Raw genomic sequence first — 11,587 nt, 5'->3', positions numbered from 1 at the left:
GGACCATGCCGAGTGCGAAGAAGTCGAAGAAGCCCGCCGCGACCGGGGGTCGCACCGCGCACACGCAGACCGAGATCGAGCGCAAGTACGACGTCGGCGCCGAGACCGAGCTGCCCGATCTCGCGGGAGCCGGACCGGTGGCGTCCACGGAGCGCCAGGCCCCGGTCGCTCTGCGGGCCGAGTACTTCGACACCTCGGGGCGCGCCCTCTCGCGCGGCCGCATCACCCTGCGGCGCCGGGCGGGCGGAGCGGACGAGGGCTGGCACGTCAAGCTTCCCGGCTCCGCGGGGCGCACCGAGATCCACGCGCCGCTCACCGAGTCCAGCACGGTGCCGGCGGTCATCCGCTCGGCGGTGCTCGGCCACGTCGGCCGCTCGCGGCTCGAGCCCCTCGCCCTGCTCGAGACGTCGCGGGGGATCACCCGCGTGCTCGCCGCCGACGGGCGCCAGCTCGCCGAGGTGGCCGACGACCTCGTCGTCGCCCGCGACGAGCGCACCGGAGTCGAGCGGCGCTGGCGGGAGTGGGAGGTCGAGCTCGTCGATGCTCCCGGGGACGAGGGGGAGGCGGTGCTCGAGGCGGTGGAGCGGCGGCTGCTCGCGAGCGGCGCGCGGCCGGCCGAGAGCGCCTCGAAGCTCGCCCGCGCGACCGGGGGGCCGATCGACGTGCAGCGCCCCGCCTCGCGCGACGGGGGAGAGGCGGCGCTCGCCGCGATCGTCGAGCTGCTGGCCGAGCTCCGCGCCGTCGACCCCTTCGTGCGCCTCGAGGCCGAGAACGCACTGCACCGGATGCGGACGCTCTGCCGGCGGCTGCGCAGCGTGCTCGCCGCCTCCCGCTCGGTCCTGGACCGCAGCGCCACCGATCCGATCCGCGACGAGCTGCGCTGGCTGGGCGGAGTCCTCGGCGCCGCGCGGGACGAGGAGGTGCTGGGGGCCCGGCTGCGCGCCGGTCTCGCCGCCGCCGCCGAGCAGCTGCCCGCGGCCGCCGTGTCGGAGTCGAGCATCCTGGTCGACATCGAGGGCCGGCACGGTGTCGCGCTCCGTCGCGTCGCCCGCACTCTGCGCGGCGGCCGGTACCTCGACCTGCTGGCGTCGCTCGACGAGCTGATCGGAGACCCGCCGAGGACCGCGAAGGCGGGCTCGAGCGCTCGGAAGCTGGTGAAGCGGTCGCTGAAGAAGGAGCTGTCGCGTCTGGAGACAGCGCGCAGCGGACCGGATCGGCACGAGGTCCGCAAGGCGGCGAAGCGGCTGCGCTACGTCGTCGAGGCGTGGCGCTCGGTCGTCCCCTCCGCGGTCGGCCCGCGCGTGCACCGGAGGGGGAGCGTCGCGGAGGACATCGCGGACGCGCTGGGGGAGCAGCGCGACGCGCTCGCCGCACGCCGCGCACTGGGCGAGCACTCCGCTCGCGCCGCCCGGCTCGGCGAGCCGGCCTCGGCCCTCGGCGTCGCGTTCGCCGAGGAGGGGCACCGGGCCCGGGATGCGCAGAGCGCCGCCGACGAGGCCTTCGCGCGATTCGACTCGCTGTCAAGCTGATCCGGCGGTAACGCACGGGAAACAGGCGGCGGATAATGTGAATCATGCCTTCCGTCCGTGCTCTCCCGTCCCCGCTCCTGCGTCCCCGCCATTTCGACCGGGACGACGTCGTCGTCCACGCCGGTCTGTTCTCGCTGGTGAACTCGAGTACGACGCCGAAAGCAGCCTGGACCGAGGACCTGATCGCGATCGGCGAGGTGCTCGACGAGGCGGAGTTCCCCTACCGGCTGATCCGCGGCACCGACGGCGCTCCGTTCCTCGCGGTCGACCGCTCGCTCGGCACCGAGCTCGCGACCCTGCTGGCCCGCGCCTTCGCGACCGAGCCCTTCTACGTGAAGACCCTCGACAAGCGCGGCACGCCGCCGCACCTGATCGCCGAGGGCATGATCGCGCCCTACCCGCGCGCCCACGTCTTCTCGCTCTTCCGCCCCCGCGTCTCCTCCACCGGCTCGCTCCGCTACGGCGCCCGCAGTGGAGTGCGTCTCGAGCTGTGGAAGGTGGGCGAGGAGGAGATCATCACTCCTGCCGAGAACGCGCTCATGCGCAACAGCCTCCCGGTGACCGAGGCCATCGACGCGCACGTCGAGGCCTACGGCCGCACCTGGCCGACCTTCGAGGGCATGTTCGAGCCGCTCGTGAGCGACATCCGCTTCGAGGTCGACATCGTCTTCTCGTGGGTCGACGGCACCGATCTCGAGTTCCAGCGCGCCCGCGCCGCCCGGATGGCCAGCTACGTGGTCGGCGAGGGCGACGACGCCCCCGCCCGCTTCCGCCAGATCGACGAGCTCAAGTACGCGCTGCGCAGCGTCTACATGTACGCGCCCTGGATCCGGCACATCTACATCGTCACCGACTCGCCGCGTCCCCGCTGGCTCGACGAGCACCCCGACGTCACGCTCGTGCGCAGCGAGGACCACTTCCGCGATCTCTCGGTGCTGCCGACCCACAACTCGCACGCCGTCGAGAGCCAGCTGCACCGCATCCCCGGGCTCGCCGAGCACTTCCTCTACTCCAACGACGACATGTTCTTCGGGCGCCCGGTCGATCCGTCGATCTTCTTCTCGCCCGGAGGCATCACCAAGTTCATCGAGGCGACGACCCGCATCGGCATGGGCGACTCCAACGCCTCCCGGAGCGGCTTCGAGAACGCCGCGCGCGTCAACCGGCGCTTGCTGCGCGAGCGCTTCGGTGCGATGACCACCCGTCACCTCGAGCACGCGGCGACTCCGCTGCGAAAGAGCGTCATGGCCGAGCTCGAGACCGAGTTCGAGCCCGAGTTCACAGCGACCGCCGCGAGCCGCTTCCGCTCCTCGAGCGACGTCTCGGTCACCAATTCGCTCTACCACTACTACGCGCTGATGACCGGGCGCGCGGTCGTGCAGGAGAACGCCAAGGTGAAGTACGTCGACACGACGATGCACCAGGGCCTGAAGGACATGAAGAAGCTGCTGAAGAACCGCGGCGTCGACTTCTTCTGCCTCAACGACGGCAGCTTCCCCGAGATCTCGGCCGAGGCGCGCACCAAGGCCGTCATCGGCTTCCTGGAGGAGTACTACCCGATCGCGGCCCCGTGGGAGCGCGAGGACTGACCGTGCTCTGGAGCGTCGGCGGCGCGGTCGTCGGACTTCTGCTGGGGATCGCGAGCTCGCTCGTGTTCCCCGGCATCGGCGTGGGAGCGGGGACAGGCGTCGGGCTCGCCCTCGCGGCCGCGCTGGCCTTCGCCGGGCACCTGTTCGGCCGCGACCGCGCGCGGAACCGACCACGGCGCTGACGCGCCTGCGGCCGATTCCGCCGGTCGGCTAGGCGCTCACGCCCACGCGCTCCTCGAGCGGCGGGTAGAGCGCCTCGTCGCGCGAGACCGGTGCCGCGGTGGCCGGGGCGATCTCGACGCCGGCGGCCGCGAGGATCCGCTCGGTCTCGTTCGCCGAGACGTACGAGACCTCGGTCGAGGTGCCGATCGGCACGACCGAGTGCAGCACCGTGCCGTCGTAGACGTGGATGAGGTTGAACGCCTGGGCGCCGTTCCGCGCGCGGGTGCCGCCGACCGGGACGTTGAGGTCCTGGGTGTAGCAGGTGGCCGAGGCGACCGATACGGGGATCCCCGCGAAGGTGGCGGTGGAGGAGTAGTGCAGGTGGCCCGCGATGATGCTGCGGACGTCGGACCCCTCGAGGACCTCGGCCAGGGCCGGCTGGTCGCGCAGCTCCACGAGCACCGAGAGGTCGAGCACGGACGGCACCGGCGGGTGGTGCAGCGCCAGGATCGTGCCGTGGGGTGCCGGGCTCGCCAGCTCCTCGGCGAGCCAGTCGAGCTGCGCGTCCGAGATCTCGCCGTAGTGGGCGCCGGGCACGGTCGAGTCGAGCGCGATGATGCGCAGACCGTTCACGTCGTGCACGCGGTCGACGGGCTGCGTGGTCGGGAGCTGGTCGAGCAGCTCCGAGCGGAACGCACCGCGGTCGTCGTGGTTGCCCATGACCCAGATCACCTCGGCGCCGAGGCGGGCGGCCGCCGGCTCGACGACCGCGCGGAGCTTGGCGTACGCCTCCGGCTCGCCCTTGTCGGCGAGGTCGCCGGTGATGACGATCGCCTCCGGCCGTCCGCCGGACTCCTCGAGCTCGTCGAAGAGCCGGCGGAGCTGCGCCTCGCTGTCGACGTCGGAGCCGTAGAGGCCCCCGTCGCCCGCGATGAAGTGGGTGTCGCTGAGATGAAGGATGAAGTGGTTGGGCCGCGGGTACTCGGCCTGACGGACAGTCATGATCCTCGGGTTTCACGATCGGCGGGAGCTGAATCGGTTGTTCCAGCATCGGCACTGGCGAAGGTACGACGCGGGATCCAGGACTGCACCCGCTGACGCCAGTCCATCATCGCGGGGTGAACGAGGGGCCAACACGGCGCGGCGCGTCATCGAACGCTTTTCCCAGGAAGCGGCGCGAACCGGAGGAACGAGGGCGGATCGGCTCAGAGCCGGTGCAGCAGCCGCTCGTAGAACTCGATCGCGCGCTCGAACTGGTCGACCTCGACCGACTCGTCGGCTCCGTGGATGCCGAGCTGCTGCTGCGGGCTGATCTCGAAGGGGATGAAGCGGTAGACGCCGTCGCTGATCGCGTGGAAGTGGCGGGCGTCGCTGCCGCCGGTCTGCACGTACGGCGCGACGATCGCCTCGGGGAAGACCTCGTGGATCACGGATCGCAGCACGTCGTAGGGTCCGCCGTCGCCCCGCTCGCCGGTCGAGGAGACCGGGGAGGGCTCGTGCGCCACCCGGACCTCGACCTCGACCTGCGGGTCGTCGATGACGTCGCGGATCCGGGCGACCACTCCCGCGACGGTGCCGCCCGGGTTGATCCGCACGTTCGCGACCGCGCTGGCGGTCGACGCGAGGACGTTCGCGCCGGTGCTGCCGCGGAGCTGGGTGACGGCGACGGTGGTGCGCAGCATCGCGGCCGAGCGGTTGGAGTGCGCGGCGAGGGCGCCGATCACCGCGTCCGGGTGCTCGTGCGGGCGGGCGTACCAGACGGCGTGCGCCGCATCGGCGTGCGGAGAGGCCGCCTGCACGAGCTCGGCGATCGGCTCGGGCAGCGTGGACGGGAACGGGTTCTCGGTCAGCCGGTGGATGGCCCGCGCGAGCCGCTGCGTGGCGAGGAGCCCCGGGAAGGGCGGGGGAGCGGAGGCGTGGCCGCCGGCGTCGCGGCAGGTCAGCTCGAGGTTCATGATGCCGCGCTCGGTCACTCCGACGACGGCGATCGGAGTGGTGACGCCGGGCAGGATGCCGCGGCGGACGTTGCCGCCCTCGTCCAGCACGAAGCGGGGCCGCACGCCGCGCGCGGCGAGCAGGGCGACGACCGAGGGCGCGCCGTCGCCGGCCGTCTCCTCGTTGTGCGTCGAGAGGAGGTAGACGTCGCGCTCGGGACGCTCGCCGCGCAGCACCGCGGCCTCGACCGCTTCGAGCAGGGCCACGAGCGAGCCCTTGTCGTCGAGGGCGCCGCGGCCGATCACCGAGGTGCGCCCGTCGGGCCGCAGGACGGTGTCGGCGGCGAACGGCGAGCTCGACCAGTCCTCCGGGGTGACGCTGACGACGTCGTAGTGGGCCATCAGCACCGCGGGATCGCCGTCGACCGTGCCGCGCCAGCGCCAGAGCAGGGAGTGCCCGGCGACGATCTCGCGCTCCAGCGCGCCGTGCAGGGCCGGGTAGAACTGCTCGAGCAGCTCGACGAAGACCTCGAAGCGCGACCAGTCGGTCGCGGATTCGTCGGAGTGCGACACCGTGTCGACCCGCAGCAGGGCCTGGAAGCGCTCGAGCGCGGAGGTGGTCGTCACCGGGCTAGCCTACGACGGCGGTCACCGGCCTCCGGCCCGCGCGAGAGCGGAGGTGCGCGGTGACTCCACTGCCCGAGGTGTGCGTGGTCTACGTCCTTCGCGAGCGCGCGGGAGGCGCCGAGGTGCTGCTCGGCGAGAAGCGCCGGGGTCTGGGGCGGGGCCGCGTCGTCGCTCCGGGCGGGAAGCTCGAGCCGGGGGAGTCGCCGGTCGAGGCCGCCGTGCGGGAGCTCGCCGAGGAGGTCGGGCTGCACGCCGAGCCGCGTGATCTCGTCGCGCACGGGATCCTGGACTACCGCTTCCCGCACCGGCCCGAGTGGAGCCAGCGGTCGCACGTCTTCCTCTGCCGCCGGTTCTCGGGTGAGGTGACGGAGTCGAGCGAGCTCGCCGCATCCTTCGTCGCGGTGGACGACGTCCCGTTCGAGCGGATGTGGGACGACGCGAGGTTCTGGGCCCCCGGCGTCCTGCGGAACGGGGACAGCGCGCGCTGGCGTTTCGACTTCGCAGCGGACCTCGCGAGCGTCGCCGACTCGGACGCTCCCGGCTGGCCGGGCGCTCGCTGAGCTCAGACCTCGAGCACGTCCCCGGGCTCCAGTGCGTGGTACTCGCCGCCGCCCTCGCGGGTCGCCCAGCCGAGTCGGTCGTGGCCCATGCTCCGGCCCGGCGCGGACAGCACCCCCTCGTGCGTCGCGAAGGCGTGCCGCGGTGCGAGGGCGAGCACGTGGTCCATCGACTCGGCGATCTTCATCCAGGGAGCACCGGAGGGCGCGGCCAGGATCTCCACGTCGACTCCGTCGGGCCGGGTGAAGGAGTCGCCCGCGTAGTAGAAGCGCCCGTTCACCAGCACCGCGACGTTGTCGATCACGGGGATCGAGCTGTGGATGACCGCGTGCCGCGAGCCGAAGAACCGCAGCTCGAAGGGACCGGCCTCGACGGTGTCGCCGTCGGCGACGGTCTCGACCGCGAAGCCCTCCGCGGCCGCCGCGACGCCCGCCGGTCCGAAGAAGCGGATCGACGGGTTCGCCGAGCGCAGGCGCTCGAGCTGCTCGGGCGTCCAGTGGTCCGGGTGCTCGTGGGTGAGGACCACGGCCACGGTCCCGGGGGTTCCCTCGACGGGACGCGTGAATCCTCCGGGATCGATCACGAGGCGGGATCCGGCCTCCTCGACGAGGACGGCGGCGTGCTCGAGCTTGGTGAGTCGCATGCCTCCGAGCTAACCGCCCTCGTCGCCCGGTCGCAAGGCGGTGCCGTCAGGCCCGGCGGGCGGCGAGGGCGCCGGCGAACGCGGCGGCGGAGGACGGCGAGCTGTCGATCCGCCAGTCCACCTCCTTGTCGTGGTGGAACCACACCAGGCCGACCACGTCCTGCTGGACGTTCAGGTACCCGACCAGGTCGCTGATCCAGGCCGCCTTCGAGCCGCCGGCCTCGGCGGACGCCGTCTCGCCGATCAGGATCGGGAGCCCGGGGGCCAGCGACCGCACCTGGTCCAGCCCCGGGGCGAAGAGCGCGCCGGCGGACGTCCAGGAGCTCCAGGTCGTCGCCGTGCCCCAGTTGTAGCCGTCCAGCGCGAGGACGTCGACGGAGTCGGAACCCGGGAAGAGCGTGTCGAGCGGGACCGATCCGTCGTAGGGCACGTTCGGGCTCCACACCCACTGCACGTTGGTCGCGCCCTGCGCCTGGAAGATCGCGTGCACGTGGTTCCAGGCGGCCGCGTAGGAGCCCGGGGCGTTCCCGTTCACGCCGTCCGACCAGGGGTACCAGTCGCCGTTCATCTCGTGCGCGTAGCGGAGCAGGACGGGCGAGCCCCAGGCGGCGAGGTCCCGCGCCCAGCTCGTGAGATAGGCGTCGTGGTCGCCGGCGAGGATGCGCGCGGAGGAGTAGGCGGGCTGGTCGACGCCGCCGCCCCAGCGCCAGGGCTCCCAGGTGATCAGGCTCGTCGCCCCGCGGGCGGCGACGCTGCGCAGGTCCGCGAGCGGAGCCGGCTGTCCGAAGTCCTGGTACGAGACGATAATCGACGGGCTCTCGCCGGCCAGCGTCGCGACGGCGTCGAGCTCGGCGTTCGCGGACGCTCCGCCGGGGGTCGTGACCCCGAAGCGGAGTCGCGCGCTGCTGATCACGGGCGCGGCCGGAGGGGCGGTGACGGTGAAGACCGCCGTCGCCGTCGCCGAGCCGGCTCGCGCCGAGACGGTCGCCGGGCCGGCAGGCGCGGCGGGGATCGTGATCGACGCCGTGAACGCGCCCGAGCCGTTGGTCGTGAAGGCGGCGGAGCGCCCGAGCACCGAGAGCGATCCCGCGGAGCGCTTCGGGAAGGCTGCCCCGGTGACGACGACGTTCGTCCCGACCGGGCCGGACGCCGGGGAGAGGGCGATCGACGCGGGGGCGACCGCAGCGGCCGCCGTCGGGGCGGCGACGAGGGCGGCGGCGGCGACTCCGAGGGCCAGGACGGCGGCGAGGAGTCGGGATCGGGGGTGCTGGCGGATCGGCATCTGTCGGCTCCTCAGGGTGGTGCGCCCGCTGAGCGGGTGGGGGACTCGGGGGTCGTCCGCCCGCCGGGGAGCGGATGGGGGGACCTCGAGCGTAGGAGCCGGGCGCCCCTCGCGGTCGGCCCCGGAGGGGGGCTGTCAGAGCGGAGGATTGCACCGCGGTTCCGCGCCTCAGGAGGGGGACGCCCCTCGCTCGGCCGTCTCGATTTGCATCGATGCGGATCCGTGTGCAACACTCTTCGAGTTGCAAAAACGCGGCCCCATCGTTTAGCGGCCTAGGACGTCGCCCTCTCACGGCGGTAACGCGGGTTCAAATCCCGCTGGGGTCACCACGGCAACACCAGAAGAACCCCCGGCTCAGGCCGGGGGTTCTTCTGCGTTAACGGCACGGACGTCGACCGCGACGGAGAGCCCTCGAGAGCTCCTCCTGCGCGCGGTCTCGTTCACCGCGGCCCGGCCTCCGCCTCGACGTCCTCGCCCCCTCCCGCCGCACCGACGGTAGGATCGCATCCGCGAAGGGGAGCACTCCGGCCTTCCCGCTCCCTCCGATCACGCCGCACCGCGCGCTCCGGGAGGGGCGGGCTCCGGGCCGTCCCCGCGAGGACCGCCCGTCGGATCCGCTCCGCCGCACCCACTCCTCCCGAAAGGCCCCCATGCTCGATCTGCCCGTCTGGTTCGTCGTCGGCTCCTTCATCGGCCTGACGCTGATCCTCGCCGCCGACCTGCTGATCGTCTACAAGCGGCCGCACGTGCCGAGCCTGAAGGAGTCGAGCCTCTGGGTCGCCTTCTACGTCAGCCTCGCGCTGATCTTCGCGCTGCTGATGCTGATCCTCGGCGACGGCGAGCACGCGGGGCAGTTCCTCGCGGGCTGGCTGACCGAGTACAGCCTCTCGATCGACAACCTCTTCGTCTTCGTCATCATCATGGGCCGCTTCGCGGTGCCGCCGAAGTACCAGCAGGAGGTGCTGATGGTGGGCATCATCATCGCCCTGATCCTGCGGGGGATCTTCATCCTGCTCGGCGCGCAGCTGATCGAGAGCTTCAGCTGGATCTTCTACCTCTTCGGCGCGTTCCTCGTCTACACCGCCTACAACCAGGCGTTCGGCAAGGAGGACGAGAACGAGGGCACCGACAACCTGCTCATCCGCCTGCTCCGCCGCCGCGTCAACATCTCGGACACGTTCGACGGCTCGAAGGTCCGCACGGTCATCGACGGCAAGAAGTACTTCACCCCGATGCTGATCGTCTTCCTCGCGATCGGATCGACCGACCTGCTGTTCGCGCTCGACTCGATCCCCGCGATCTTCGGCATCACGCAGAGCCCGTTCATCGTGTTCACTGCGAACATCTTCGCCCTGATGGGGCTCCGCCAGCTCTACTTCCTGCTGGGCGGCCTCATCGACAAGCTCGAGTACCTCAAGTACGGCATCGCGTTCATCCTCGCCTTCATCGGCGTGAAGCTCGTGCTGCACGCCCTGCACGAGAACGAGCTCCCCTTCATCAACGGCGGAGAGCCCGTGCCGGTCTGGGACATCGACACCTGGACGTCCCTCGCGGTGATCATCGTGAGCATGGCGGTCGCGACCCTCGCGAGCCTCGTGAAGATGCGCCGCGAGCACTCGCACATCGAGCTGCACGACGGGCACCCCGAGGTCGTGCACGACCCGGAGGCGACGCGTCCCTCCGACGAGAAGTGACCCGCGGATGACGCCCCTCGAGGTCGAGCTGCCGCAGGGCGTGCTCCACCTGAGCGTGACCAGCAGCACCGACGTCGGGAACGTGCGCCGCGTCAACGAGGACGCCCTGCTCGCCGACGACCTCGTCCTCGCGGTCGCCGACGGCATGGGCGGTCACGCCCGCGGCGACCTCGCCAGTGCGACCGCGGTCGACGCGCTCCGGGCGAACGCCCCCTCCGCCCTCGGACCGGTGGACGCGGTCTTCGATCTCGTCGAGGCGGCGAACGCGGCGGTCCGCGGCCTCGACGTCGGAGGAGAGGTCTGCGGCACGACCCTCACCGGGCTCACCCTCGTGCTGCCCGGCGCGACGGGACCGGCGCGCTGGGCGCTCTTCAACGTCGGCGACTCCCGGGCCTACCGCTGGGACGGCGCCGGTCTCGAGCAGCTCACGGTCGACCACTCGGCGGTGCAGGAGCTGGTCGCAGCGGGTCTGCTGACGCGAGAGCTCGCAGAGACGCACCCGGACCGCAACATCGTCACCCGCGCCCTGGGGGCCGACGACGAGGTCGAGACCGATGTCTGGACGCTGCCGGTCCTGCCGCGCTCGAGCTATCTGCTGTGCTCCGACGGACTGACCAAGGAGCTCTCCGACGAGGCCATCGCGGCGCTGTTCGCCGAGCGCGACTCCGGCGCGGTCGGCTCCGCGGATCTCGCCCGCCGGCTCGTGCGCGCCGCCGTCCAGGCCGGCGGGCGCGACAACGTGACGGTCGTCGTCGTCGACGCGGTCCTCGACCCGCGTCGCTGAGCGCGACGCCCCCGCCGTGACCCTCCAACAGGTGTGGTGCTCGGGAGGGGTGCGAGGCGCCGCCCCCGCCGCCTCGTTGGCATACTGGAGGGATGGATACCGCCGAAGCCCTCGATCGCGCGAAGACGCGCTTCGCCGAGGGTGACGTCAGGGGAGCCGTGTCGCTCCTCGAGCGCTGCGTCGAAGCCGATCCCTCGTGGCTCGATCCCCGGGTCCTCCTCTCGGAGCTCTACCGCCGCTCCGGGGACCTGATCGAGGCCGGGCGCTGGGGCTACCTCATCGAGCAGGGGGCGTCGCCCGAGGAGCTTCAGGCCTTCGAGCGGGCTCTCGTCCGCACCGACGACGATCCGTTCGAGCTGGCCGAGCGCGCTCTCGTGGAGCCGTGGGAGCTGGCGAGCGAGTCGTCGCACGCCGCACGGATGCTCGCCGAGCTGCCCGCGAAGCTCCTCGAGGCCTCCCGGCACGAGTCCGACTCGGCGAACGAGGACTCCGCCGAGTGGTTCGAGCACGACGCCCTCCCCGCGCGCAAGCGCGGCGGCATCGTGGGCATGCTGGGCGCCGCCGTGGCGGCCGTCTTCGTCGTCGGGGGAGTGGTCGTGGGCACCGCTGCGCTGCTCGTCGTGCCGGCCGTCCTCATCGCCATGCTCGTCACCTCCTAGCGCGTCGCGCACCCGGGAACGGCGCCGGCGCGGTGGTAGTGTCTGGGGATGCTGTTCGGCCGGCTCCTCCTTCTCCGCCGCGACGAGACCTCGATCTGACAGGCCTCCCTCGTCGCGGTGTCCCCG

At 72.1% G+C, this 11,587-nt stretch carries 11 protein-coding genes and 1 tRNA gene; 8 read left to right on the top strand and 4 right to left on the bottom strand.

Annotated elements, in window-relative coordinates; genetic code table 11:
• Positions 1 to 5: 5 nt before the first annotated feature.
• The 3 genes from IOC53_RS00955 to IOC53_RS00945 are packed head-to-tail and all read left to right on the top strand — an operon-like array spanning position 6 to position 3,300.
• Complete coding sequence (locus IOC53_RS00955; RefSeq protein WP_207402508.1) at positions 6 to 1,529, top strand: CYTH and CHAD domain-containing protein; 1,524 nt, start codon at positions 6 to 8, stop codon at positions 1,527 to 1,529.
• Between the two features lie 44 nt (positions 1,530 to 1,573).
• Positions 1,574 to 3,118, top strand: coding sequence for a stealth family protein (locus IOC53_RS00950; protein WP_207402507.1), 1,545 nt, complete (start codon positions 1,574 to 1,576; stop codon positions 3,116 to 3,118).
• Positions 3,119 to 3,120: 2 nt separating this feature from the next.
• The gene (locus IOC53_RS00945) at positions 3,121 to 3,300 is read left to right on the top strand and encodes a hypothetical protein (RefSeq protein ID WP_207402506.1); all 180 of its coding nucleotides are present in this window, start codon (positions 3,121 to 3,123) and stop codon (positions 3,298 to 3,300) included.
• A 28-nt stretch (positions 3,301 to 3,328) separates the two neighbouring features.
• On the opposite strand, the gene IOC53_RS00940 is transcribed toward IOC53_RS00945, so the two are convergent.
• On the bottom strand, positions 3,329 to 4,282 hold the full coding sequence (locus IOC53_RS00940; RefSeq protein ID WP_242682614.1) for a phosphodiesterase: 954 nt from the start codon (positions 4,280 to 4,282) through the stop codon (positions 3,329 to 3,331).
• A 203-nt stretch (positions 4,283 to 4,485) separates the two neighbouring features.
• Positions 4,486 to 5,841: a M20/M25/M40 family metallo-hydrolase gene (locus tag IOC53_RS00935; RefSeq protein ID WP_207402505.1), complete on the bottom strand. Its 1,356-nt coding sequence runs from the start codon at positions 5,839 to 5,841 to the stop codon at positions 4,486 to 4,488.
• Between the two features lie 59 nt (positions 5,842 to 5,900).
• Here IOC53_RS00935 and IOC53_RS00930 point away from each other — a divergent pair, with 59 nt between their 5' ends.
• Positions 5,901 to 6,401 (top strand): 8-oxo-dGTP diphosphatase, encoded by a 501-nt coding sequence (locus IOC53_RS00930; protein WP_207402504.1) that lies wholly within the window; start codon positions 5,901 to 5,903, stop codon positions 6,399 to 6,401.
• A 2-nt stretch (positions 6,402 to 6,403) separates the two neighbouring features.
• Here IOC53_RS00930 and IOC53_RS00925 read toward each other — a convergent pair whose 3' ends face one another.
• The gene (locus tag IOC53_RS00925) at positions 6,404 to 7,042 is read right to left on the bottom strand and encodes an MBL fold metallo-hydrolase (protein ID WP_207402503.1); all 639 of its coding nucleotides are present in this window, start codon (positions 7,040 to 7,042) and stop codon (positions 6,404 to 6,406) included.
• Between the two features lie 46 nt (positions 7,043 to 7,088).
• Positions 7,089 to 8,324, bottom strand: coding sequence for a glycoside hydrolase family 26 protein (locus IOC53_RS00920; protein ID WP_207402502.1), 1,236 nt, complete (start codon positions 8,322 to 8,324; stop codon positions 7,089 to 7,091).
• 253 nt (positions 8,325 to 8,577) lie between these two features.
• Between IOC53_RS00920 and IOC53_RS00915 the strand changes: the two genes are divergently transcribed.
• The 4 genes from IOC53_RS00915 to IOC53_RS00900 all read left to right on the top strand — a co-directional run bounded on the left by IOC53_RS00915 (position 8,578) and on the right by IOC53_RS00900 (position 11,461).
• A tRNA-Glu gene (locus tag IOC53_RS00915) sits at positions 8,578 to 8,653 on the top strand.
• A gap of 321 nt (positions 8,654 to 8,974) precedes the next feature.
• Positions 8,975 to 10,018, top strand: coding sequence for a TerC family protein (locus IOC53_RS00910; protein ID WP_207402501.1), 1,044 nt, complete (start codon positions 8,975 to 8,977; stop codon positions 10,016 to 10,018).
• 7 nt (positions 10,019 to 10,025) lie between these two features.
• On the top strand, positions 10,026 to 10,802 hold the full coding sequence (locus tag IOC53_RS00905; RefSeq protein ID WP_207402500.1) for a PP2C family serine/threonine-protein phosphatase: 777 nt from the start codon (positions 10,026 to 10,028) through the stop codon (positions 10,800 to 10,802).
• Between the two features lie 92 nt (positions 10,803 to 10,894).
• Positions 10,895 to 11,461 (top strand): DUF6584 family protein, encoded by a 567-nt coding sequence (locus tag IOC53_RS00900; protein ID WP_207402499.1) that lies wholly within the window; start codon positions 10,895 to 10,897, stop codon positions 11,459 to 11,461.
• The last annotated feature ends 126 nt before the right edge of the window (positions 11,462 to 11,587 follow it).

It is taken from the genome of Rathayibacter sp. SD072, assembly GCF_017355185.1.
Lineage (GTDB): Bacteria > Actinomycetota > Actinomycetes > Actinomycetales > Microbacteriaceae > Rathayibacter.
The sequence above is the reverse complement of the archived record's forward strand: the minus strand, read 5'-3'. Positions and strand labels throughout refer to the sequence as shown.